Here is a 23589-nt window from a genome sequence, read left to right on the forward strand (position 1 = left end):
CGAAGATTGCAGATTCACGAAGTATAGTAGTAGTGAATCATTTTTTTAGATATTGAGAATTAATTAAAAACCCCTTCTAATCAGAATATCAGCTTTTATTAATTTACTACAAAATAGCAATTAAAAAAAATTGTAGTAAGCGAAATAACTGCTTACTACAAGCCAATTTAATTAATTTGACATCGCGTAATGTAGTTTGATTTTTTCTTGTCTACTTACTTAGGGACTTCCAAGTAAAAAATATTTCATAGCAGAGGGACAAGGAAGAAAGAAGTTTAGTTGAGTAGACAAATTGGATAATTTATTTTTTGGAGTTCCCTTAATAGACCTTTTGCAAAAATAGTTTTGCAAGAGGGTAAAAGGGTAAAGGTTACTGAATTCTCACAAAAAAACTGGATATTACTAATTTGCCCTGACTTGTGGTGTTTTTCGGCGCTGTATTAACAATCCAATAGCCATACCGATACCGACAAAGGCTGTAAAGTAGAATAAACCAATCAATCGGATATAAATTGGTGGTGCGATCGCTTCCACTTCAACTTCTTGCGCTACCTTCACTGGTGTAAATTGACGGCTAGATCCTGGTAGAGGAGTTGCTTCTACTTCGATTTTGTGGGGTGAACCATCAAAAAACTGTTCAAGCCATGTTAACTTACCTTGTTCGTCAGGAATACCTTTGTAGTTAAACACTGTTAAATTGTGTTCTGTGGCGATCGCTTTCACTTGCAAAGCTACATCTGTAATAGGTTGTCCGGTTGCGCTATCTTTCACCTGTAACGCTAAATTCGCAAGTTTTCCGACAGTTGCGTTTTTATCTCCCTCAAGGTTAATTTCCAATCCTTGAGATTTTTGAGATGATGGTGCAATCGCTTCGGTAGTATTTGAGTGGTGTTCGCTGCCATGAGCTTCTGCTACTTCTGCACTAATGTTGATAACTAATAGGGTTACTATAGCCACTACTGTCAATGCACTTAATAAAAGGCGGACTGACTGTGGTGCAATTTCTCCTTGTTGCAGTTCTTCTTGTCCGCCAATAACCCAACCGCCCAATAATCCAAGCGATAGTAAAATAGCTGCGATCGCAACAAAATATTTATATTTGATTGGATTTTCGTGGACATTGAGATTTAAAGTTTGCTCATAAGCAGCAAAAGCATTTGCTACCAAAGGTGATACTTTAACTAATAGTTGGTAATTTCCACGGATGGGTAACATCTGTTGAATTTCTAGCTTACCATCCGGTGCAGTAGCATTCATTTGCAACAATTTTGTTCCCTCGACAATGGGAAAATCTGTTGTTAACCAAGGATTACGCGGTGGTGTCAGAATTTGTAAACTAATTTTGGCATTTGTTAAAGATTTACCCGCAGCATCAACAGCTTGTAATGTCAAATTCACAGGAAATTGTGGTTTTTCTGCTTCTGCTTCAAAGGGAAGAATACGTTCTAAAGGTGGGTTGATGGAAAGTAGCACTCTAGATGTAGGAGTTTGGGAACTTCCCACAAAGGAATAAAGAATTGACAAAGTGACGCAAACAGCACTGATAAATCCAAAAAATCGATATTTTTTCATAAAAACTTACGGTAAATCTGAAACTTCTTTACTTTCTGCAACTGAAACTTTAATAGCAATGGATGAAAGTTACTCCAGACTATTATTCACTAAGTAAAATAACTTCAGTCAAAGAATTAGCCATAAATCAGACATCATCTTAAATGAACTTAAGGTGATGTAGAGATATCAAATAAAGCATCTCTACAAAACCTAAAAGTTGTTATTTACAAGAAAAAACACTGGCGCGAAATTCGCGCTATTTTAGCGTCGTCATGTTATGTAATCTGGCAAAGCTTCATGCACCTAAAAAATCTTTGTATGATAATTTAGTGACATGCAACGCCTAATGTGTGATGACGCGTTGAGTGTGCTGTGTTATGAACCGCAGGATAGGTAGAGAATAAAACAGTCCAGATAACTAAAGAAGATAGCAGCATATAGAGTGTTACCTGCACAGGCTTAGATAAGGTAATACCTGCTGTTTTCTGCAATATTGATGTATGAGAAAAAGTAGTCATTTTTGGACTCCTACAATAAATTTGGGTAATTTATCAATCAAAGGGCATAATGCCGCTTGATTGCAAAAAGATATACGATCCACTTTGTATTTGACAAGTGTGTATCAAATGTATTATGTAACACGACTTTAGTGAATACTATACTATTCTTTGAACATCGAGCGATCGCGATGCAGAAATCTACACATCAAGTCCATACAAATAACAAAAGAATGACACATGGTTTTGAGTTAAGGCAGTTTCCAAGCTGACAACACAAAGTAACAGATAAAAATTAAAAATGCTCATATTGCCAAGCATCCAAAATTACTCGAATAAACGCGATTTATGTTATTTCTAAGCCAATTAAATACACGACAGATTAGCAGCAGTTTTTTCCTTGTGTCCATATCCAAGGTGCTATTACACCTATTGTTTGGATTCTAAGTGTATTGCTGAAGCAATAAGCATATCAGTAATAGACAGCAAACAATTAGCTTTCTCTAAATATGATTTATACATAAGTCAACGTATAAATACTGTGAAAATAAAATAATTCGAGAAGTCTTAGGGAATAATTCTCGCTTGCTCTTGATTTAATATCTTAACTAGCTGTTTAGAAGCACTCTAAAATTATTGACAATGATTATTAATTCCTATAATATCTAAAAGCAATTGCTAAAGATTTGCAATTCTTTATTTAGCGCTAACCGTAACTAAATCTCATGCCCAACAACTTCGCTCTGGGTAACGGAAAACCCTGGAGTCGCCGTCAATTATTGCAGCTGGGCCTAGCAGGTGCTGGAGTAACTGGTGCAGCTGGACTTTGGCAGATGCTAAATCTACAAAGTAAGTCAATCGTGAAAGTGCCACCATTCAATAGGTCAGCACCAGACGACGCTACTAACCCGATGAAGATGTTAAGGGATTTTGATTATGGGACGGTAAAGCAAGAAAATGGGCGGACTATCCGGGAATTTCAGTTAACTGCTGGTACTTCCATCATAAAACTCAATAGTGCTGTCTCTTACAACATCTGGGATTTAAACGGTCGCATCCCAGGGCCAACGCTACGGGCAAAACAAGGCGATCGCATCCGAATACTATTTCTCAACAACGCGGGACATTCTCACTCTTTGCATTTTCATGGCGTTCATCCGGCGGAGATGGATGGTGTTCGCCCAATCAGTAATGGTAGCGCCACAATTTACGAATTTGATGCTGAACCTTATGGCGTTCACTTATACCACTGCCATATTGAACCAGTCACCCGGCACATTGCTAAGGGACTGTACGGAATGTTTATCATCGATCCACCGACTCCCCGTCCCCCGGCTGATGAAATTGTACTAGTGATGAGTGGATATGACGTGAATGATGATAGCCATAATGATTATTACGCCTTCAACGGTCTGCCTCACTATTACATGCATAACCCGATTCAGATTTACAAAGATCAGTTGATTCGGCTGTATGTTCTCAACATCATTGAATACGATCCGGCTGTAACGTTTCATCTCCACGCCAACTTCTTTGATGTCTATCGCTACGGCATGACTATGACTCCTAGCGAGAAAGCAGATGTGATTACGATGGGTGTCGCAGAAAGGCACATCTTAGAATTTGCTTTTCGCTACCCAGGTAAGTATATGTTTCATCCCCATCAGGATGCGATCGCCGAAAACGGTTGCATGGGTCAATTTGAAGTACTTGCCCAGAACAACTCTCAAAATCCTGTTAAACATTCCTGACAATATTATTAGCAATTTGTAATTAATTAATGAAATTTTTGGTAATAGTTGATAAAAAATCTCATTATATGCAACAGTAAAATCTATGACAATCTGTCAAACAAACTACTTTGTAGTAATAGTTTGAAATGTTTGAATTAATACCTTTTAATTTGTGCGAGGAGCAAAGATGATAAAACTTCGTTATATCTGTTTAGCAGCAGCAGCATCGGTAATAGTTACCTTGAGTTCCTGTAATAGTACGCCAACCGCAGAAAATCCATCAGCACCAGTTGCTAGCCCTCCAGCTACAGAGGCAGTCAGTAATAACAGTCATAGTGGTCACGGTAGCAAAGACAAAATTAACATCAACAACGCTATATTGTCCGAATTGGATAAGTTTGAAGCCAAGCTAGGTGTTCCGGCTTTATCAAACAAAATTCAGGCAGGTCGTCCTTATGGGAAACCAGAAGATTTAGTTACTAAAAAAATAATTACTCAAGAGCAGTTCGACCAAATTAAAGACCAGGTTGGTGTTCAAGAAGTGGTACTCACAGGTGAGGCAAAAGATGTTGACTATATGTCTAAATTAGGTTTAATGAAAGGGCATCTTTTAGTAGCCAAAGAACTGCTGGATCAGAATCAGCCGAAACAGGCAGAACCTCATATTGGACATCCAGTTGAGGAGATTTATGTTGACGTAGAAGATCAACTTAATGAACGCAAAGTCAAAGAATTTAAAACAACATTAGTGAGTTTGCAAGATTTAGTGAAATCTAGTCCGAAGGATAGCAAAGTTAAAACTAATTTTACTTCTTCAATGCAAGCAGTTGATGGAGCGATCGCAGCTTTGCCAGAAGCTCAACGCTCAAAACCAGGATTTGTGTTACAGGTAATTAACGAACTACTAGATTCAGCCAACTCCGAATATGGTGCGGCGATCGCAAATGGTAAAGTAACCGCGCCAATTGAGTATCAAGACTCCCGTGGTTTTGTCTTTTACGCCAATGAATTATACAAAGGAATTTCTAGTCAAGTAACTCAAGCAGATCCCGAAGCACATAAAGCGATCGACACTAGTTTTGCTGAACTAATAAAAGTTTGGCCCGCCGCCATCCCACCAGCTAAAGCAGTCAAAACACCTAATGATGTTACCAAACTGGTGAAAACCATTGAGGAAAACTCTCAAAAAGTAGTTGATAAATCCAATACCCAAGCACAGCGATAACACTTTAATTTAATGGAAAGTATAGGTTAAGGAGTTTAAAATAGTTAAGAGTTAGGAGTTATGAATTATGAGTTATGAATCCCGATTGACTAATTCCTAACTTTCAACTCCTCACCTCTAACTCTTAGCTAATTACACTCCATTCGTTACTTTAACTAACAACTGATGCAAGAACTTGACCATAAAAAGACTATTGACCTGCTAAACGCCATCATGGAATTTGAACTAGCAGGAGTAGTGCGCTACACACATTATTCTTTAATGGTGACTGGCCCTAACCGTATTCCAATTGTGGCTTTTTTCAAAGCCCAGGCAAGTGAGTCTTTACTTCATGCCGAACAAGTGGGAGAAATTCTCACAGGTTTAGATGGGCATCCCTCCCTGAAAATCGCCCCAATGGAAGAAACCTACCAGCATAAAGTTAAGGATATCTTGGAAGAAAGCTTATCCCATGAAAAAAAGGCATTGGAACTGTATAAAACATTGCTCGAAACTGTCACCAATGCCAGCATTTATCTTGAAGAATTCGCTCGCGGCATGATTGGGCAAGAAGAGATGCATAATCTCGAACTCAAAAAGATGCTACGCGATTTTAGTTAATAGTCATTAGTCCTTAGTCATTAGTCGTTAGTTAAATTCAAATGACAAATGACTAATGACTAAGGACAAAAAACAAAGGATAAAAGATGAATTTTAGTACTGCTCTACCTACTTTTGTGATAACGCTCCGAGAAGGAGTAGAGGCTGCCCTTGTTATTGGCATTGTGCTAGCGTTGCTGAAAAAAGCGAAACAATCCCGACTCAACTCTTGGGTATATGCTGGTATCGGCGTTGGCATTGTCGTCAGTGCCTTAATAGGCGTGTTATTCAGTTGGATAATTCAAGTACTAGGAGCTGCCAATCCTCAATACACCACCGTAGTTGAGCCAGCGTTGGAGGGTGTGTTTAGTGTTTTAGCGATCGCAATGCTCAGTTGGATGCTAATCTGGATGACTAAACAAGCCAGATTCATGAAAGCTACAGTTGAGGGAGCAGTCACTGAAGCGCTGACACAAAACTCAAATGCTGGCTGGGGTGTTTTTACTTTAATTTTAATTGCCGTTGTCCGCGAAGGCTTTGAAACTGTTCTGTTCGTTGCTGCTAATTTTCAAGAGGGATTCATGCCAGCATTGGGCGCTGTTGCTGGTTTGTTAGCCGCATCTGCCATTGGGGTGCTGCTATTTAAATGGGGTGTCAAAATTAACATCCGCCAGTTTTTCCAGGTAATGGGCGTTTTCTTAGTGTTGATTGTCGCTGGTTTGGTAGTTTCAGCCTTGAAACACTTTGACGAAGCTGTAGCTAACCTTGCCCTTAGCAGTCGTGCCACAGAAAGCCTTTGTTTCTATTACGAACGTTTTACAAAAGTCCACTCCTGTATTTTGGGGCCAATGGTTTCAAATACTTCTACAATCTTGCCTGACGAACAGTTTCCTGGGATTATTCTCAAATCTTTATTTGGTTATAGAGATAATCTCTATCTTGTGCAAGCGGTGGGATATGTGGCATTTTTACTCACCATTGGAGGATTGTATTTCCGCAGCCTTGGAGGTGCTTCTTCTGAAGTTAGAAAGAATATCTCTTTTCCTCAAAAACCAATTAGTCCTGCAAAGGATTAAAAGCACAGTCAATTTTATATTTTTGCCTCGTTCCCAGTCAGTCATAGACTGGGAATTGCTATTGGAATTGAATACAAATGTTTTTCAGTAATAAAAAAGGCAATGAGCAAAATTTTTATCTTAAATTCCTTACTCTTGCTTTCTCAAGTAACCAATCTAGAAGCAAAATTTTTAGATTTAAAAAATAAATTAGAAAAAAAAGGGTTTCAGGTAATCATTGCACTACCACCAGAGAGAGGGGCTTATGGATTACTAAGAGAAACTGACAAAAAAATCTGGATTAATCCCGTAGTGTTTGAGTTACATATTGGGACTCAAACACTAATCCATGAAAGTGTTCATGCAGCACAAGTATGTGCCGGAAAAGGAAAAATAAAAACTTTAGGTTTAGATATTCAACCAAGCAATTATGCTGGGCCATTTTTTAGGCGCTATACCGATGTCAAACGACAAGATTTAGAAAGAGAAGCCTATGCAGTACAAACTCAATCTAATAGTTTTGAATTAGCTGTATCTCTTCTTCAAGAATACTGTAAATAGCTATTTTTTAGCGATCTTTATCTTCTATTTACCCACCTAAAGTCCGCGTATAAATTACCTGACCTTGGGAATCATAAAGAAAAAGGGACAGGCTGGCATTGTCAGCAATTACAGCTAAGGCTTCCCGTAAGATTTGCAAGTGGTTGGTAACATCAATAGCAGTATTCGAGTTTTCAGAATAAGGATTAGCCAAGTTATTTTGCCTGATTTGATCGTACTCAGGCGTTAACCTGACAATAATTCCTGCATTGTCTATGCTAAAGGTGCATATCCGAAATCCATTCAGACAGGTTTTATCTAAGTCAGTGCGGGTTTGTTGCAAACTACTAACAACTTGTAATTTTTCTTGTGCTTGTTTGAGGGCTGTTGAGTAGGGTTCGATGACAGACTGAGCCTGAGTATAGTACAAGCTATCTTCGGGAACCTTTTTCGCAGTTTGCAAAGCCTGATCCCAGTATGTCGCGGCTGCTTGCCATTGATTTTGTTGTTCATATACTTTGGCTTGCTTGGCGGTGCTAAGGGCTTGTTGGTAGGTTTGAACAGCTAATCGTTCTTTAGTAGCGCGATCGCGTACTACTACTAACTTAGGTTTATAATCTACCAACAGGTTTTGAGCTTCTTGGTATCCAACGCTATTCCGAGGAATGGTATTCAAGGCATTAATTACCACCAGCCAAGTAGACTGCGCCTTTTGCCAGTCATTCAAAGATTTAGCAGTAGCTTCTCGCTTTTCGGCTGCAACAGCAACAGCTTTTGCCGTTGTTAGTTTTTTCAGCCATTTTTCTTCAGTAAATATCTGTTGATTTACAGCGTGTAAACGGACACGAAAATTAAGTAATTTTCCTTGCACCAATCCATAGAGTTCACTACTGGAACTTACAGTTTCTAGTGGCGCTATAGCTTGTCGCCATAAGTGCTGTCTCGCTTGTAATTCTTCTAGACTAGATGCAGGAGTTTGAACTTTTTGTGTCGCCAAAGATGCTGTCTGCAAAGCCTTTACCACCTGTTTGATTTTTTCTGACCGTCCAGACAAACTTACTTTTAGTTCTTCTGACATCTGGTAACGGGGCGACCAACTAGGAATTTCATTCAGGGCTGCACTAGCTGTCTCCAATTTCTGTTGTATAGCAAGTAATTCTTTTTCAGACTTGGCGCGGCGCAGCAGTTGCGAGGATCTTGTTTTTAATTGCTCGGCGTTTTGCATTTCTTGACACTCAGACATCACACAAGGGCGAGTCAAGAAGTAAGCACCACTGCCTAAGACTGCAATTCCCACCAATGCCGCACCCAATAGGATAGGTTTGACTTGGAACCCTGGCTTTGAAGCCGACATCGGCACATCTGCAAACGGGTCAAACAGTTCTTCTTCCTCAGGCTCATCGATTGGCTCATCGATTGATGGAAAATATGTCAGAGCAGATGATGAGGATGAAAAGGATGAGGAAGATGAGTAGGATATTGCTTCCTCTGCTTCCCCTACTTCCCCTCCTCCCCCTACTTCCCCTACTCCCCATCCCCCCATCACCCTATCCCCCCTCAGAGCCAAGAAACATTTGGCATAAGGGAGCTGTTGACCAAAAATTCTCAGGAAACATTGTACCCGTTGCTCTTTGTGGGGTGCTAAAGATTGAACTACTTCCTCAATCACTGCGAAAATTAGTTGAGCGTCAACTATTACATCTGATGCGTGTTGCGTTAAAATCATTAGCTCGTCTTTATTGACGGCACACTTAACCTCGAAGACTTCAGCCGTTAAGACTTCTACAAGTAATTGTTCCTGCAAAGTTTTGGCTAAAAGCTGTAAATCTTCCTGCTGGACTGCTACTTTCATAGAGCTTTCCTGCTGAATTTCTATATTGTTTTGATTATTTTTAAGGGGATGAAACGAACTTTTTCGGTTTGTTGAATGCAAATGCACAGTTTAACCAACCACAGCCTGAAAATCTGAACGACCAACTTTCTAACACAAATTCTGGCTTTTAACCAAAAATTAAAAAAGTAGTTATTGTTCGCGGCGCTACATTTTCGTTTCCCTAGATGCAAAATCAAATAATCTGTCTTCAGATATAAATTACAAATAAAAAATGGGAATAATAGAGTGTTTGAGTATTTTTACTGCATTAGTTCGCGACAATTAAATTCATAGGAGCTACTGCTGTGCAAAATTCTAGTTGCACAGCAGTTGTTACCAAATTATCCAAAGGTTAAGAAAAAGATGCTATGTCAGAGGGTTTTGACAGAAATGCTACTTATCTTCTATGCTGTAAAACTTGCTGAGGAGATCAATTATGTGTTTTAAACAGGTTGGCTATCGAAGTTAATCTGCCTCATTTGCTGAATTCGATAAATTTGAGCCGTAAAAAATAAATTTTTCTAGCTGCCAAAAGCTTAATTATGCAATAAAGGTGCTGCAAAATATTAAGACAGCAATCAGCAAAAACTTGGAAAGTGTCAATAGTCAATATAAGGTGTATCAATGGATTTATTAGAGTACCAAGTTAAAGAATGGTTTGGGGAAATAGGCATTCCGGTATTGCCTTCCCAACGAATTGACCATCCTACAGATTTGAAACGTTTAAAAATTCGCTTTCCAATTGTCCTGAAATCTCAAGTACACGGGGCAGAACGGGCAAAAGCAGGTGGAGTCAGGTTTGCCCAAACGACTATCGATGCGATCGCAGCTGCTCAAAATATCTTTAGTTTACCAATATGGGGCGAATTGCCGGAAGTTGTGCTGGCAGAATCTCAATACAACGCTAATCAGGAATTTTATCTGGCGGTGGTTTTAGATACTGCTGCCTGCCGACCGGTACTTTTAGGTTGCAAAGAAGCAGACATCGATTGGGAATCTGCTGGGGAAAGAATGCACTACGTTGTCGTAGAACAAGAATTCTCGCCATTTTATGCCCGCAGGCTAGCTTTGAAAATGGGTTTGCAAGGGACGCTGATGCAGTCGGTAAGCAGCGTTGTGGAAAAAATGTACCAGTTATTTGTGCAAAAAGACCTGGATTTAATCGAAATTAATCCCTTGGCAGTCAGTGCTACTAGTCAAGTTATGGCTCTTAATGGTAAAGTCAGGGTCAATGAACGGTCGATCAAGCGTCATCCCGATCTTGCTGAGATGGCGGCAAAAATTATCAGCCGTCATACCAGTACTGAAATCAATGGTATTTTGGGCGACTGGGATGGTGTGCAAATGCATGGAAAAATCGGTATTTTAGGCAATGGTACTGGTTCGGTAATGGCAACTTTGGATTTAGTCGCTAATGCTGGTGGCAATCCAGGTGTTTGTTTGAATTTACGTCATGCTTTCCTTACAGATACTACACCAACTACCTTCCGCGATCGCCTAGAAACAGGTTTGAAAATGCTGGAGGCTGATAAAAGCATTCAAGTAATACTAATTAACTTTCTCGGTAGCATTCCTCAAACTGAGGAAGTGGCTGAAGTTATAGCCAAATTTTTGCAGCAAAACAGCAGTGAACTTGAATCACAGGTTGTGCATTCTAATGGTAATAAAAGTCGGCGAGAACTGAATTTTTCACCTTTGGTTGTCCGTCTTGCTGGTTCGGATTTTAATGCTGCAAGAAAATATTTAACAACACTAAAAACCCACAGCGATGCGCTACTCGTGGTAGAAAATTTAGATGAGGCAGTAGAGGCAGCAGTTCGTCTTGCTAAACCAACCGTTAGGAAGAAATAGTAAAAATTGAATCAATACGACACTGCAAACTTATCGTTTTATGCCCAGTATTCCAAAGCACTGGGTTGCTAAACTTAGGGTAATTTTTTATGAACTTAACGCCAGAAAGTAAAGTCTTAATTCAAGGCTTTTGTGAATTTATATCAGGCACTCATGTTGCTCAAATGCAAGCTTATGGCACGAATTTAGTAGCTGGTGTTAATCCTGGATGTGGCGGACAGGAACTGCATGGACTGCCAGTATTTGACTTAGTAGAAGAAGTAATAGAACAATTTGGGGCAATTGACACAACAATTATTTGTGTAGACCCTTACGACGTGTTAGATGCGGCATTAGAAGCGATCGCATCTAAGATTCGCCAGATCATTATTATTACTGCTGGTGTGCCGCCTTTGGATATGGTGCAATTACTCCGCAAAGCCGAAGCCTGTGAAACTTTGGTAATCGGGCCAAATAGTCCGGGAATCATTGTACCGGGAAAAATTCTTTTAGGAACTCAACCCAGCGAATTTTATACTCCTGGGATAGTGGGGATTGTCAGTCGTAGCAGCACCCTTACCTACGAAATCGCCTACGAATTAACAAAAGCAGGTTTAGGGCAATCGATTAGTGTCAGTATTGGTAGTGATGCGATCGTCGGTTCCTCATTTCTGCAATGGCTGCAAATTCTCGATGAGGATGACACTACAGAGGCGATCGTTTTAGTCGGTCAACCTGGTGGTGGTAGTGAAGAAGCAGCCGCACGGTACATTGCTGAAGCAATTGATAAACCAGTAATTGCCTACATTGCAGGCCGACTTGCACCACCAGGAAAAACTTGGCGACAAACCGGGACTTTAGCAACGGTTATCGGACGCGATCCTAATTTTGGTACAGCCCAAAGTAAATTAGCTGCTTTAAAAGAAGCGCAAGTTCCAGTAGCAGAACGCCCTTCTCAGATTCCTCAATTATTGAGAAAGGAAATTAATTAATTACTAATTCGTAATTCGTAGTTAAGAATTACGAATTAGTTAATCTTGGGAACGATTTTGAGGAAACAAGTAGGCGATCGCAGCATAACCCGAAGCACTGAGTAAACTAACTAAAAAAGCAGCCAAAATAAAAGTAGACATAATGTTATACTCTATGCAATTCCAAAATCTGGGCATCCATCAATAAACCAAGATTTGGGATACTTTCAAATTAGCAATTGGGTATGACATAGCCGTGACTACCTTGTGTCAATCTCTCGGCTCTCAAGGTTTTACCTCAAGCTAAAGGCAGAAAAAATCGAAACGTACTGCCAACTCCCAACTTGCTTTCTACCTGAATTTTGCCGCCTTGTAATTCAATCAAACGGCGGGAAATAGTTAAACCAATACCAGTGCCCCCCGAATGGCGATCGCGCGATTGGTCAGCTCGCCAGAAGCGCTCAAACACATGGGGTAAATTTTCTGGAGCAATACCAATACCTGTATCCATAACCGCAATCCAAAGTTGAGATGCTTCCGTCCCAACAGTAATGGTAATTGAACCTTCGTTAGTGTAACGTACTGCATTACCTAACAAATTAACCAACACCTGTTCTGTGCGGTCAATATCTGCCAATACAGGAGGTAGCACAGATGGACACTTTAAGAGTAGAACTGGCCCATCTTCTAATAGTTGGTCGGTAAATTTTTCTACTAATGACTCTAACAACGGACGCAGATTTACTCGTTGGATATTAATTGGTAGATAACCGGCTTCTGCCTTAGACAGTTCTTGTAAATCGTTCACCAAGCGCTCTAAGCGCTTAGTTTCTTTCGCTAAACGCCGATAGATTTCAGGAGACGCTTCAATTTCGCCATCAGCTAGTTCTTCCAAGTAACCGCGCACCACTGTTAACGGTGTTCGTAGTTCATGGGTCATGTCTCCAATTACTTCTCGCCGCCGCGCTTCAACCCCTTCTAAACTGGCTGCCATCCGGTTGAAACTAGTACCTAATCCATTAAGTTCTGGAATGTCAGACATAGGTAGTCGTGCATCCATCTGGCCAGCAGCAAATTTTTGGGTGATTTGTTCCATCTCGGTTAAGCGATGCATAATCCGTCTGGAAACCCAGTAACTCAATCCTCCGGCGGCGGTAGTACCGACTAATACTGACCAAATAGTGCTTCGCTGCCAAGCAAATTCAAATCCTGTAACCAATTCAGTACGGACATCGATTAAATCGAACCCCTGATTTTCTAATCGTTCCAAATGCAAGACAAACAAGCGCGGGGAAGAGATTTTACTAATGCTCACCAGACTAGCTACCCCCACAATCATCACTACTAAGTGGGAGAAAAATAGCCGCCCTCTCAGCCCCATCTTCATAACATTTACGCTACCAGAGGATCTTCAAATTTATAACCCACGCCAACAACAGTTTTAATAAAAGTGGGATTTGCCGGATCGGGTTCAATCTTTTTTCGCAACCGGGCTACATGAGTATCTACCACTCGTTCATCGCCAAAAAAGTTATCTCCCCAAAGTTTATCAATTAGTTGAGTGCGGTTCCAAACTCTACCAGGATTGCTGACAAAGGTGGTTAACAAGTTAAATTCTAGGGTAGTTAAGTCTAAAATCTCAGCTTCTTGAGAATTTATCTGGCGACTAGCAGTGCGCTGATCAACATCGACAATAAAGTGTTGGGTACGATTGACTTGATGTTGTCCCCCTTGGCGGAGGCTACGTCGTAATAGTGCCCGTACCCTAGCTACCAACTCTCTAGGGCTAAAGGGTTTAATCATGTAATCATCAGCACCAGTAGACAAACCAATGACGCGATCGATTTCCTCACCCTTAGCTGTAAGCATCAAAATATAAGGATCTTTTGCACCTGGTTTCTGGCGAATTCGGGCACAAACTTCTAGCCCATCCAAACCAGGAATCATTAAATCTAGAATAATTAAATCAGGTGGTTGCTCCTGAAACATCCGTAAAGCATTCATGCCATCGCGGCTAGTGCGACAAAAAAATCCTTCTTTTTCTAAAGAGAGTTCGATTAAATGAGCAATCTCTGGTTCATCTTCAACTATTAAAATATCCATTTGAATATACGGTCGAGCAAAATAGACAGATTGGACTAGGGACTAGAACGGGTATGGATGGGGATTCAAAGCCCATCCAATCCGATCAATTTTCTACAGGCTTACAATGGCTCAGTATAGATTTCGATAGATTTGAAATAAAGTCTAAAGGTTTGAGTTTGACGGCGTGCGATAACTATAGCCAAGATTAGAATCTTTTTGAATGTGTGTTTTAATACTATCGAGGTCAATAAAGCAGTCAGCAACATCAATCAAACTTTCACTAGTCGTTGTTTGCAGACTGACCACTTCTACCCGAACACCCATTCTGCTGACAGCGTTCACAGCATAAGCTAAATCTCCATCCCCACTGACTAAGACCGCAGTATCATAGTAAGGAGCTAAAGTTATCATGTCTACAGCAATTTCTACGTTCAAATTTGATTTTTTGAAATTCTCTGTTGCTAGAACAAGCTCTTTTGCGACTACACGATAGCCATTACGACGCATCCACAATAGAAAACCCTGTTGCTTTTCATTGCTGAGATCAACTCCAGTATAGAAAAAAGCCCGTAATAGTCTTGAACCGTTGGTTAAATGACAAAGCAATTTAACGTAGTCAATTTCTATACCCAATTGTAAAGCTGTATGAAATAGACTTAAGCCATCAATGAAAATAGCAACTCGACCACGATTCAAGCTATTGAAAATCGAATTATCAGGTGCAGTATCTTGCATTTTCTTGATATCTTTACCTTTGACAGCAGTATCATTCAAATTTTGCCCTTGCCAATGGGGTTTAGCTTTGAGTATTTTAGGTTCCTTAAATTCATTTCTTTGTTTGCTAAAATTAGTTATAATCATTGATACCTCTGATTTTAAAGTTGGAAAAAGTTTTTCGTAAATTGTCTATAGTATAGTCTGTGCTGATTTATAAACCTAGCAGCTAGTGGTCTGAAGTCACCACATACAGATAAAGTTCACTAGCGCTCAACAGGATTTAAAGTAAACAGCCCAAAGGATTGTCACTTTTTTCAGGGTTGGTTTAACGAGATATTGCCTCTTTCCACAGATATGTTAATCTTTACCCACCAAGACAGCAAGAGTCTGGAGAAAATAAATCTTTTTGTCATGATAGCGGCAAGAATCCCTATATTTTATTTTACCTCTGGATTTTAATAATCTTGCAGATCAAATATTCTTAAAATTAAAAGCACTAATAATTTAATATGCGATGCCTGCGGTGGTCACTGAACTTGCCGTACCACTTCGTGGAAGCAAGCTACGCGCAGCGTCTCGTAGAGAAGTGCGGGCTATACCAACGCACCTCAAAAGGTAGGTTCTAATAAGGTGTTTAGGTAATCTTTAATGTCATAAGCACTGGCGAAAATACTAGATTCCCGACTTCTGGAAAGAAGCCGGGAATTTGAGTCTTAGTCTTTAACTAACTTGTTATGAGATGTGTAGTAAACCTTACTACCAGTATCCGGGACAAAATGGCAGTTGATACATGAATGCCATAATGACTTCCAAATCGGTTCTTCCGATTTGTGGAAATACTCACCCATGACTGGTTTTATTGCCTCAGTTGCCTTCAGTAAATTGTAGTGAGGGATGTTAAGGAATATATGGTGAGCAACATGAGTACCAATATCGTGATGGATATGATTGATCAAACCATAATTACGATCAATGCTAGAAATCGCACCTTTGAGGAAAGTCCAATCTTCTCCACGATACCAGGGAAGTTCTGGCTCAGTGTGATGCAAGAATGTCACCAAATCTAGCCAAATTATGAACACAAGGTAAGGTACAGCATAATATTTCAGCAACCACATCCAACCCCATTGGTAGGTAAGGAAACCGAGTAAACCTACCATCCCAATCAAAAGTATAGTACTAGTAAGGACATCCCATTTTTCCGATGCTTTGAAAAGCGGACTACTGGGCAAAAAGTGAGAGCCTTCTTTATTAGGAGAACGCTTAAACAGATACAGAGGATAAGCCAAGAGAAAAATATAATATCGGACTATCTTTTGAGGTAAAGGCATCTCTTTGTATTCTGATTCTGTCACAGGATACCAGCTTTCATCGTTATCGAGATTGCCAGTATTTTTGTGATGGGTTCTATGGCTGATTCGCCAACCATGATAAGGAACAAGTATTGGTGTGTGAGAAAGATGTCCAATCAAATCATTGAGCCATTTATGCTTAGAAAAAGATTGGTGTCCGCAGTCATGTCCGACCACAAACAAAGCCCAAAACATCGTTCCTTGCATTAGCCAGAAAATCGGGAAGAAAAGCCAAGAATCCAGGTAAGAAGCAACTGCATAAAGCAGACCGATAATTAAAATGTCACGAAAGAAGTAAAAAAGTGATTTTGTCACATTGGGCTGAAAGCATTCCGCAGGAATTGCAGCTTTTAAATCCCCAAGTGTGAAAGGCAATTTAGTCGTATCCTCAAACGTTTCAGAAGGAGGATTATTGAACGTGATGATGTTTGATGGCACTGGATTCTTTTGATTGGATATAAATCGGAACTTTATTTGAGACAAAATTATCTCACCTCTAGGATGCCCACGAAACTAGCGCTCGCTAACATCAAAGAAGATAAATTTTGGCAATTTAGCTAACAAATTTTAGTTAGTAAAAAGTCGCCAAATTCTATTTAAACACAGCATGATAAACGCTCTCGTTGAGTTCAAGAGCGTAAGTCTAATCACAACGCTATTTATTGCTCTGTATAATATTCGTTGAAAGTTTTATAGCCAACATCAGTTGTGTATAGTTGACACTGGTCTGTAATCTGCTTCATTAAAGACCAAGAAAACTGACACTCATCATGTAGATAAGGCTCCCAATTTTCTTTGATGCTGCTGTAAGCTAACCGCAAATTATAAGAAGGAATCGCAGTGGAAATATGATGAGGGACATGAACATTGATATCGTGGCACAAGATTTCTACCCAACGCGGATAATCACAATGAATAGTGCCAAATAGCTGTGCTATAGCTTCGTTCCACTTATTCGCTGTTGTAAAAGGGACATCTGCGGCAGTGTGGTGAACAATAGTAAAAGTACTCATCCAAAAATGGTAAATCATCCAGGGTACTAGCCAGAACTTGACAAATCCCCAGATACCTGTTGTAGCGACCAGAATCGGGAAAGCGATCGCCGCAAACACAACTACTACAGCCACAGACAGCTTGATACTCGATTGGTCTTTCGTTTTAAAGTTCCGCCAATCAAAATGCACTACAGCCCAATGTCCAATGGAACCTACCCACCAGAAGCGTTTACGCATGAACAGTTCAAATGCAGACTGTCGGGTTTTATCCCAATCTTCAAACACTTCTGGTCTGATTGGATGCCAAGCGTTGTCCTCATCCAGCTTGTTGGTATGAGTATGGTGGTAATTATGCTTAATGCGCCAACTATGAAAGGGGTAAATTAACGGCATCATGAAAAAATGCCCTACCAAATCATTTACCCAACGACGTTTGGCAAAAGACCTGTGACCGCAATCATGGCCAATTACAAAAAAACCTGTTAAAGCAGTGCCCGTAAAAATCCAAGCAAGGGGTAAGAGAAACCAAGGAGCGATCGCCAGGCTGTAATAGCCCAAGGCGACTGCCAAGACACTGAGTATTACTTGTGTCCAAGCTTTGCGACGGTTCTGCTGAAAACATTCCCGTGGCAGGGTTTTGACAATATCTTTGAGCCGAAAGTCGGAATTACTAGGCTCGTCACTTAGTTTCTGGCTATTAATTATTGATGTAGTCATGGACACCTAAAAAACAACAAACTCCTCCACCAAGTCACTAAAAAGTAACTTGCCGCAAAAATTCTTCACATTAGCGCTTCGGATTATAGCAACCTAACCGACACAAGCGCACCAGTAAATAGCTTTTTGAAAAGTTAGGAGTTAGAAGTGATGAATTATGAGTTAAAAACGTTACACATCCTAACTCCTGTACAGACGCGATTAATTGCGTCTCTACTCCTAACTAACTTTTGTTGGGGCCAACTTCACATTAGTTGCCAGACCAACTGCTTGCAGCAATTGAACTGTCATCCAGGTTAAATCGATTTCCCACCATTTCAGCCCGTGACGAGCTGAATATTGAAAAGCATGATGGTTATTATGCCAGCCTTCACCAAAAACTAGTACGGCTACCCACCAGCAATTAGTCGATTTATCGCCAGAATCATAGCTCTGATAGCCAAATTTATGAGTAGCGCTGTTCACCAACCAAGTGCAGTGGTAAACCCAGACAATCCGAACAAAAATTCCCCAAATAACAAACGGCCAGCCACCTAGAAGCAAAAGCAATACACCTAGAGCAACCTGGATTAAAATGAAATATTTTTCTAAAAACTGATAAACTGGGTCTTCGGCAATGTCTTTGGTGAAACGAGGAACATCAGCGTGAGCGGGACAGTAGTGAATCAGCCAATCCATGTGGCTCCACCAGAAGCCTTTATTAGAATCATGGGGATCGGCATCAGTATCTGAGTGTAAATGATGAATGCGATGCGTCCCTACCCACTCAATTGGGCCTCCTTGACACGAGAGTGTGCCGAAGAAAACCAAGAGATACTCTAGCCACTTGGGAGTTTGAAAACTGCGGTGAGTAACAAGGCGGTGAAATCCGAGAGTAACTCCTAAACCACCTGTTATCCAGTACAGCAAGAAACCCACACCAACTGCCGTCCAGCTAAAGTTACCAGGAACAAAGGCAAATAAAGCGCCGATGTGCAGTCCAATGAAAAATAGGGTATTGACCCAGTTAATTTGAGGTTTGGTTGAAGTAGCAATTGTCATGCAGTAACCTGAATTTTAATTTTCCAGCTTAAGAACAGCGCGATCGCAAAATCCGCATATCGATAATTTTTTTTGAACGAGGAACTGATGAACAGCTTAGAACAGCTGCGGCAAGCAGAACAGGCACTATTAGAAATTTTTTCTGGTATTGACGCTCAGGTCAAGCATAATCTAAAACGAGTGCTGGATGCTTTTCGTAATCACCGTGTAGGCGCACACCACTTTGCAGGTGTAAGTGGTTATGGTCATGATGATTTAGGACGAGAAACTTTAGATAAAGTTTTTGCCGAAGTTATGGGCGCTGAAGCTGCGGCCGTGCGGGTTCAGTACGTTTCGGGAACTCATGCGATCGCCTGTGCTTTGTTTGGTGTTCTCCGTCCGGGAGATGAAATGTTAGCAGTGGTCGGTTCTCCCTACGATACGCTTGAAGAAGTCATTGGTTTACGAGGTCAAGGTCAAGGCTCTCTTATTGAGTTTGGCATAAATTACCGCCAATTGGAGCTAACCCCAGAAGGAACTATCGATTGGCAAGCAATAAGTACTAGCGTGGCTGAAAACACTCGTTTAGTCTTAATTCAGCGCTCTTGTGGCTATTCTTGGCGTCCTAGTTTATCAATTACTGATATTGAAAAAATCGTTCATTTAGTCAAGCAGCAAAACCCAAACACCGTTTGCTTTGTAGATAACTGTTACGGCGAATTTATTGAAACCAGAGAACCCACAGCCGTAGGTGCTGATTTAATGGCGGGATCGCTGATTAAAAATCCTGGTGGTACTATTGTCAGCGCTGGTGGTTATGTCGCCGGTCGCGCCGACTTAGTAGAAGCATCCGCTTGTCGTCTCACTGCTCCTGGTATTGGTAGTTATGGCGGTGCTACTTTTGACCAAAATCGCCTGCTGTTCCAAGGTTTATTTCTAGCGCCGCAGATGGTAGGAGAGGCAATGAAAGGGACTTATCTTACTGGTTATGTATTTGATAAACTCGGTTATCCAGTAAATCCTGCTCCCCTAGCTCCCCGTGGAGATGTAATTCAGGCAATTAAACTTGGTTCTGCCGAAAAGCTAATTGCTTTCTGTAAAGCCATACAACAGCATTCTCCGATCGGTTCCTACTTAGACCCTGTTCCAGATGATATGCCAGGTTATGAGAGCCAGGTGGTCATGGCTGGGGGGACATTTATTGAAGGGAGTACTTTGGAATTATCAGCCGATGGGCCTTTGCGTGAACCTTATGTAGTTTATTGCCAGGGTGGGACTCATTGGACTCATGTAGCGATCGCCCTAGAAGCTGCGATCGATGCAGTTGGCAGTATCGATAGACAGGAGAAGGGCGAGTAATGAGCGATCGCCACACCCCAGCTGCTGCAAGTCTCAATGTCTACATCCAAGGTCAAGGATTCCCAATTTTGGGCTTACATGGTCATCCTGGTACTGGTCGTAGTCTTTCTGTCTTTACCAATCATTTATCAAAACGCTACAAAACTTTTGCCCCTGATTTACGCGGATACGGCAAAAGTCGTTACAACCGCAATTTTGACATGAATGACCATTTGACTGATTTAGAAGCGCTTCTAGACCGCTTTGAGATTGAAAAGTGCCTCGTATTAGGATGGTCACTTGGGGGCATTTTGGCAATGGAGATGGCATTACGTTTGCCAGAGCGCGTTACTGGGCTGATTTTGGTGGCGACAGCTGCAAAACCCCGTGGCAGTCATCCTCCTATAACTTGGCAAGATAATTTATATACTGGCATTGCTGCCTTGTTGAACTATATAAAACCGAGTTGGCAATGGAATATTGAAACTTTTGGTAAGCGATCGCTTTTCCGCTACTTAATCCAACAACATACATCTACCAGTTACAATTACATCGCCAAGGAAGCAGTACCAGCTTATTTGCAAACCTCTCCAGCTGCTACTCGCGCCCTCTATAGTGCAATTCAATCAGGATACAATCGGCTTCTAGATTTAGAACAAATACAATGTCCTAGTTTAGTACTTGCTGGCGAAAAAGACCGCCACATCACATCTGATTCCACCTTAGAAACTGCTCGACATCTCCAAAATTCTCAATGGCAGTGCTATCCCAACACTGCTCATCTTTTTCCGTGGGAAGTTCCCCAGTTGGTGCTGAATGATATTGATCATTGGCTCGAAGAACATCCGCAGGTAATTCGTAATTCGTAATTCAACTGAGAATCACAGGAATTGACCATGAAAGGTTTAGCCGTTACAGGTGGGGTCTAAATCTTCACCCGTAACGTAATTACGAATTAGGAGTTGTTAATAGTTCAAAATAGTCAAAAAATTTTGACTATTGACGAAGAAATCGAGAAGGAAGATGTGGTGATGCAATGAGTGAAAAAGACGCAAAAAGTCCTATTAAAAGGATTTTCTGTGTCTCCATATCTTTGCGTCCCCGCATCAGAGCATCCTTTTCATTCTCTGGCCTAACTTAAATTTGACCGCCAAAGGCAGGCTGTACTTTGCGGTCAAATCTTTCCCCCAAGTCGTCAGCAATTGTTAAGTTACTAGGTTTGCAGCGCTTGACATTCACAACAATTCCCTGCGCTCCTTCAAGCTCCAAATCTTCTATGTATCCTTTGCTTGCTAATCTTGCATCAGAAGAATTTAGAAATGGCCCGAAGTAATACGTGCAACGGGGATTCTGCGTCACAATCTCTACCCACCAAGCCAAGCCGATGTAGTCGAACGTGTTAATTAACACTTCCTTGAGGTTATGCCAAATGGTTTTCATGGTTTTAGCCGATTTATAAACGTCTACGGGGTATTAAACGATATGCTGCTTTATTATCTTTTACATTTCTTTATACTCTGTTACTGTTATTTTTTCAAAGAGATTTTTTGCAATTTATCTAAGTGCAGCGTATTTAGCGATCGCTGGCGATAAATCTCATAAAGCGCCATACCTGCGGCTACAGAAGCATTCAAGCTGGGAGTCTTACCCTGTAGAGGAATTGATACTAAAAAATCACAGGAGCGTTGAGTTAACATACCCAGACCTTCACCTTCTGAGCCGATTACCAAAACGATGGGGCCAGTGAAATTGACTGTATGCAAAGGTTCGCTGCCACTTGCAGCTGTGCCGTAAATCCAAAAGCCAGCTTCTTTTAATTCTTCTAAGGAACGGCTGAGGTTGACAACTCTAGCTACAGCAAAATTTTCTAAAGCGCCTGCTGCCACTTTCATGACTGTGGAAGTGATCCCAGATGCCCTTCTTTGGGGAATTACCAATCCTTGAGCGCCTATTGCTTCGGCTGTGCGAATAATTGCTCCTAAGTTGTGGGGATCGGTAATTCCGTCAGCCACGACAATTACAGCATCAGTTACAGATTTGCACTGCTCAATTAGATCGGCCAATTCCATGTAAGTGTAGGGAGCAATTTGTGCTGCTACACCTTGGTGATTAGCGCCGTTGGTGAGATAGTCTAAACGTTTGGGTTCAACTTCATCAATAACTGTGCCATTTTCCTTTGCTTGCAAGAGGAAATGGTGAAAGCTGGGATCGTACCGCAGACGGGTAGTAATCCACAAACGGTTGAGATTACGCTGATTTTGCAATGCACTCAATACTGGATGACGACCGTAGATGAGATCGTTATCTTCTTCTGTAGATTGTGTAGATACAGATGGCTGAGAAAAGTTGCTATTTCGTTGTCGGGAATTGCTATAACTGGGGTTGCTATCTATTTTCTTGGGATTGCGATTCGGATTAACAACAGAGATGGTGTTGCCATCTACTTTTCTGGGGTTGTGAGTTGGATTCGCACCAGAAATAGGGTTACTATCTACTTTTCTGGGGTTGTGAGTCGGATTCGCACCAGAGATAGGGTTACTATCTACTTTTCTGGGCTTGCGAGTTGGATTCGCACCAGAGATGGGGTTGCTATCTATTTTCCTGGGATTGCGAGCCGGATTAGTAACAACACGTTTACCTTTAATTTTTACGGGTTGTCCACGATTTGGTTCGTTTGAAGTATTGACTTTTTTGGGTTTATCCTGCATTTGAGTTATGAATATAGCGTATGGTCGATCGTGCCGATTACCTCTATTTTTTGAATCTAATCTAGTGCTGTGGCTACTGCGAAATTGAGTTTTTACTCTTTTTCTAGATGAAGTATTTGCAACAGTTCGGTTAGACGTTGGTAATCGGTGATATATAAGTAGCCTATTAAAGTTTCTAGACTAGTTGCCTGTTGATAAATTTCGGGATTAAGTCGCTTAGGGCGTCCTGTTGCGGCGTTTCTACCCCGTCGGACAATTTCTAATTCGGTATCCCTGAGATGAGGAATCAGCGATCGCAAATGTAGCGCTTGTGTTTCTGCTCTTACCTGCTCCACTACCAGACGATGGTAAATTCCTGACCGCTGCAATGGCAGCAGATAGAACATTCTAACATACAACTCATAAATTGCATCCCCCAAATATGCTAAAGCACTAGGAGAAATTTGTTGCACTTGTGAGAGGGAAATCTGTTGGAATGGCCCTGTGGTTGCCAAGAGTGCTTCAGTCCAAGACAAGCTCTGTTTGGGAGTTTCATCTTGTCCATCTAATAGCTCTTCCTCCTGTGACTTCACAAATAAATCATTCCTTGACGGGCTACATTTGGCAGGCATTCTTCGCAAAGACTGATTTTTCTGAAGTATGCCGTGATAGTATACTTAGCATAATCAATACTATCAAAATTACTTCTTAATTTCATCTTTTTGATTGAGAGTTGGCATTTAAAATCACCCTGATGTCAACATCTATGAATCAAATTTCGCCTACTTATTGTGGTCTGCACCTCAGATCGGGTAAAATTT

The 23589-nt window shown here is 40.9% G+C and carries 21 protein-coding genes; 9 read left to right on the forward strand and 12 right to left on the reverse strand.

Features of this window, described 5'->3' with window-relative positions; translation table 11 throughout:
* Nucleotides 1-402 precede the first annotated feature (402 nt).
* Entirely contained in the window at nucleotides 403-1572 is a 1170-nt protein-coding gene (locus RMX98_RS12095) for a hypothetical protein (RefSeq protein WP_322677645.1), read from the reverse strand.
* A gap of 308 nt (nucleotides 1573-1880) precedes the next feature.
* Nucleotides 1881-2072: a CbtB domain-containing protein gene (locus RMX98_RS12100; protein ID WP_322677644.1), complete on the reverse strand. Its 192-nt coding sequence runs from the start codon at nucleotides 2070-2072 to the stop codon at nucleotides 1881-1883.
* 704 nt (nucleotides 2073-2776) lie between these two features.
* Between RMX98_RS12100 and RMX98_RS12105 the strand changes: the two genes are divergently transcribed.
* The 5 genes from RMX98_RS12105 (at nucleotide 2777) to RMX98_RS12125 (ending at nucleotide 7204) form a co-directional block, all read left to right on the forward strand.
* Nucleotides 2777-3802: a multicopper oxidase domain-containing protein gene (locus RMX98_RS12105; RefSeq protein WP_322677643.1), complete on the forward strand. Its 1026-nt coding sequence runs from the start codon at nucleotides 2777-2779 to the stop codon at nucleotides 3800-3802.
* A gap of 169 nt (nucleotides 3803-3971) precedes the next feature.
* Complete coding sequence (locus RMX98_RS12110; protein WP_322677642.1) at nucleotides 3972-5009, forward strand: helix-hairpin-helix domain-containing protein; 1038 nt, start codon at nucleotides 3972-3974, stop codon at nucleotides 5007-5009.
* 165 nt (nucleotides 5010-5174) lie between these two features.
* On the forward strand, nucleotides 5175-5609 hold the full coding sequence (locus tag RMX98_RS12115) for a bacterioferritin (protein WP_094347813.1): 435 nt from the start codon (nucleotides 5175-5177) through the stop codon (nucleotides 5607-5609).
* A gap of 86 nt (nucleotides 5610-5695) precedes the next feature.
* Nucleotides 5696-6664 carry an FTR1 family protein gene (locus tag RMX98_RS12120; protein ID WP_322677641.1) on the forward strand — a complete coding sequence of 323 codons (969 nt, stop codon included), beginning with the start codon at nucleotides 5696-5698 and terminating at the stop codon, nucleotides 6662-6664.
* A 102-nt stretch (nucleotides 6665-6766) separates the two neighbouring features.
* Entirely contained in the window at nucleotides 6767-7204 is a 438-nt protein-coding gene (locus RMX98_RS12125; protein ID WP_322677640.1) for a hypothetical protein, read from the forward strand.
* Nucleotides 7205-7232: 28 nt separating this feature from the next.
* Here RMX98_RS12125 and RMX98_RS12130 read toward each other — a convergent pair whose 3' ends face one another.
* Nucleotides 7233-9035 (reverse strand): hypothetical protein, encoded by a 1803-nt coding sequence (locus tag RMX98_RS12130; RefSeq protein ID WP_322677639.1) that lies wholly within the window; start codon nucleotides 9033-9035, stop codon nucleotides 7233-7235.
* Between the two features lie 645 nt (nucleotides 9036-9680).
* On the opposite strand from RMX98_RS12130, the gene RMX98_RS12135 reads away from it, so the two are divergent.
* Both RMX98_RS12135 and RMX98_RS12140 read left to right on the forward strand, forming a co-directional pair.
* Nucleotides 9681-10907 carry a succinate--CoA ligase subunit beta gene (locus RMX98_RS12135; protein WP_322677638.1) on the forward strand — a complete coding sequence of 409 codons (1227 nt, stop codon included), beginning with the start codon at nucleotides 9681-9683 and terminating at the stop codon, nucleotides 10905-10907.
* A gap of 89 nt (nucleotides 10908-10996) precedes the next feature.
* Nucleotides 10997-11878, forward strand: coding sequence for a CoA-binding protein (locus RMX98_RS12140; RefSeq protein WP_322677637.1), 882 nt, complete (start codon nucleotides 10997-10999; stop codon nucleotides 11876-11878).
* Between the two features lie 277 nt (nucleotides 11879-12155).
* Here RMX98_RS12140 and RMX98_RS12145 read toward each other — a convergent pair whose 3' ends face one another.
* The 6 genes from RMX98_RS12145 to RMX98_RS12170 all read right to left on the reverse strand — a co-directional run bounded on the left by RMX98_RS12145 (nucleotide 12156) and on the right by RMX98_RS12170 (nucleotide 18764).
* Nucleotides 12156-13244 (reverse strand): HAMP domain-containing sensor histidine kinase, encoded by a 1089-nt coding sequence (locus tag RMX98_RS12145; protein WP_322677636.1) that lies wholly within the window; start codon nucleotides 13242-13244, stop codon nucleotides 12156-12158.
* Between the two features lie 5 nt (nucleotides 13245-13249).
* Nucleotides 13250-13960 (reverse strand): response regulator transcription factor, encoded by a 711-nt coding sequence (locus tag RMX98_RS12150; protein ID WP_322677635.1) that lies wholly within the window; start codon nucleotides 13958-13960, stop codon nucleotides 13250-13252.
* A 144-nt stretch (nucleotides 13961-14104) separates the two neighbouring features.
* Nucleotides 14105-14803, reverse strand: coding sequence for an NYN domain-containing protein (locus RMX98_RS12155; protein WP_322677634.1), 699 nt, complete (start codon nucleotides 14801-14803; stop codon nucleotides 14105-14107).
* A gap of 569 nt (nucleotides 14804-15372) precedes the next feature.
* On the reverse strand, nucleotides 15373-16449 hold the full coding sequence (locus tag RMX98_RS12160) for a fatty acid desaturase (protein ID WP_322677633.1): 1077 nt from the start codon (nucleotides 16447-16449) through the stop codon (nucleotides 15373-15375).
* A 221-nt stretch (nucleotides 16450-16670) separates the two neighbouring features.
* On the reverse strand, nucleotides 16671-17723 hold the full coding sequence (locus RMX98_RS12165) for a fatty acid desaturase (protein WP_322677632.1): 1053 nt from the start codon (nucleotides 17721-17723) through the stop codon (nucleotides 16671-16673).
* 219 nt (nucleotides 17724-17942) lie between these two features.
* Nucleotides 17943-18764 (reverse strand): acyl-CoA desaturase, encoded by an 822-nt coding sequence (locus RMX98_RS12170; RefSeq protein ID WP_322677631.1) that lies wholly within the window; start codon nucleotides 18762-18764, stop codon nucleotides 17943-17945.
* 87 nt (nucleotides 18765-18851) lie between these two features.
* Here RMX98_RS12170 and RMX98_RS12175 point away from each other — a divergent pair, with 87 nt between their 5' ends.
* Both RMX98_RS12175 and RMX98_RS12180 read left to right on the forward strand, forming a co-directional pair.
* The gene (locus RMX98_RS12175; RefSeq protein WP_322677630.1) at nucleotides 18852-20102 is read left to right on the forward strand and encodes a methionine gamma-lyase family protein; all 1251 of its coding nucleotides are present in this window, start codon (nucleotides 18852-18854) and stop codon (nucleotides 20100-20102) included.
* Nucleotides 20102-20950 carry an alpha/beta hydrolase gene (locus tag RMX98_RS12180; protein WP_322677629.1) on the forward strand — a complete coding sequence of 283 codons (849 nt, stop codon included), beginning with the start codon at nucleotides 20102-20104 and terminating at the stop codon, nucleotides 20948-20950. Before RMX98_RS12175 ends, RMX98_RS12180 begins: the two co-directional genes overlap by 1 nt.
* 268 nt (nucleotides 20951-21218) lie before the next feature.
* Here RMX98_RS12180 and RMX98_RS12185 read toward each other — a convergent pair whose 3' ends face one another.
* The 3 genes from RMX98_RS12185 to RMX98_RS12195 form a co-directional block, all read right to left on the reverse strand.
* A complete protein-coding gene (locus tag RMX98_RS12185) occupies nucleotides 21219-21521 on the reverse strand; it encodes a DUF1816 domain-containing protein (protein ID WP_322677628.1) in 303 nt (100 codons plus the stop codon).
* An 86-nt stretch (nucleotides 21522-21607) separates the two neighbouring features.
* Nucleotides 21608-22789 (reverse strand): 23S rRNA (guanosine(2251)-2'-O)-methyltransferase RlmB, encoded by a 1182-nt coding sequence (rlmB, locus tag RMX98_RS12190; protein ID WP_322677627.1) that lies wholly within the window; start codon nucleotides 22787-22789, stop codon nucleotides 21608-21610.
* Between the two features lie 92 nt (nucleotides 22790-22881).
* On the reverse strand, nucleotides 22882-23361 hold the full coding sequence (locus RMX98_RS12195) for a Mini-ribonuclease 3 (protein ID WP_194044898.1): 480 nt from the start codon (nucleotides 23359-23361) through the stop codon (nucleotides 22882-22884).
* Between the last annotated feature and the right edge of the window lie 228 nt (nucleotides 23362-23589).

Source organism: Nostoc sp. DedQUE02 (genome assembly GCF_034531035.1).
In the GTDB taxonomy this organism is placed as follows: Bacteria; Cyanobacteriota; Cyanobacteriia; order Cyanobacteriales; family Nostocaceae; genus Nostoc.

What these genes read in the sequence shown, in the direction of transcription:
- RMX98_RS12095 (WP_322677645.1), bottom strand. Translation starts at nt 1,572, where the DNA reads ATGAAAAAATATCGATTTTTTGGATTTATCAGTGCTGTTTGCGTCACT.
- RMX98_RS12180 (WP_322677629.1), top strand. Translation starts at nt 20,102, where the DNA reads ATGAGCGATCGCCACACCCCAGCTGCTGCAAGTCTCAATGTCTACATC.
- RMX98_RS12120 (WP_322677641.1), top strand. Translation starts at nt 5,696, where the DNA reads ATGAATTTTAGTACTGCTCTACCTACTTTTGTGATAACGCTCCGAGAA.
- RMX98_RS12185 (WP_322677628.1), bottom strand. Translation starts at nt 21,521, where the DNA reads ATGAAAACCATTTGGCATAACCTCAAGGAAGTGTTAATTAACACGTTC.
- RMX98_RS12110 (WP_322677642.1), top strand. Translation starts at nt 3,972, where the DNA reads ATGATAAAACTTCGTTATATCTGTTTAGCAGCAGCAGCATCGGTAATA.
- RMX98_RS12105 (WP_322677643.1), top strand. Translation starts at nt 2,777, where the DNA reads ATGCCCAACAACTTCGCTCTGGGTAACGGAAAACCCTGGAGTCGCCGT.
- RMX98_RS12135 (WP_322677638.1), top strand. Translation starts at nt 9,681, where the DNA reads ATGGATTTATTAGAGTACCAAGTTAAAGAATGGTTTGGGGAAATAGGC.
- RMX98_RS12150 (WP_322677635.1), bottom strand. Translation starts at nt 13,960, where the DNA reads ATGGATATTTTAATAGTTGAAGATGAACCAGAGATTGCTCATTTAATC.
- RMX98_RS12155 (WP_322677634.1), bottom strand. Translation starts at nt 14,803, where the DNA reads ATGATTATAACTAATTTTAGCAAACAAAGAAATGAATTTAAGGAACCT.
- RMX98_RS12145 (WP_322677636.1), bottom strand. Translation starts at nt 13,244, where the DNA reads ATGAAGATGGGGCTGAGAGGGCGGCTATTTTTCTCCCACTTAGTAGTG.
- RMX98_RS12115 (WP_094347813.1), top strand. Translation starts at nt 5,175, where the DNA reads ATGCAAGAACTTGACCATAAAAAGACTATTGACCTGCTAAACGCCATC.
- RMX98_RS12165 (WP_322677632.1), bottom strand. Translation starts at nt 17,723, where the DNA reads ATGACTACATCAATAATTAATAGCCAGAAACTAAGTGACGAGCCTAGT.
- RMX98_RS12175 (WP_322677630.1), top strand. Translation starts at nt 18,852, where the DNA reads ATGAACAGCTTAGAACAGCTGCGGCAAGCAGAACAGGCACTATTAGAA.
- RMX98_RS12140 (WP_322677637.1), top strand. Translation starts at nt 10,997, where the DNA reads ATGAACTTAACGCCAGAAAGTAAAGTCTTAATTCAAGGCTTTTGTGAA.
- RMX98_RS12100 (WP_322677644.1), bottom strand. Translation starts at nt 2,072, where the DNA reads ATGACTACTTTTTCTCATACATCAATATTGCAGAAAACAGCAGGTATT.
- rlmB (WP_322677627.1), bottom strand. Translation starts at nt 22,789, where the DNA reads ATGCAGGATAAACCCAAAAAAGTCAATACTTCAAACGAACCAAATCGT.
- RMX98_RS12170 (WP_322677631.1), bottom strand. Translation starts at nt 18,764, where the DNA reads ATGACAATTGCTACTTCAACCAAACCTCAAATTAACTGGGTCAATACC.
- RMX98_RS12125 (WP_322677640.1), top strand. Translation starts at nt 6,767, where the DNA reads ATGAGCAAAATTTTTATCTTAAATTCCTTACTCTTGCTTTCTCAAGTA.
- RMX98_RS12130 (WP_322677639.1), bottom strand. Translation starts at nt 9,035, where the DNA reads ATGAAAGTAGCAGTCCAGCAGGAAGATTTACAGCTTTTAGCCAAAACT.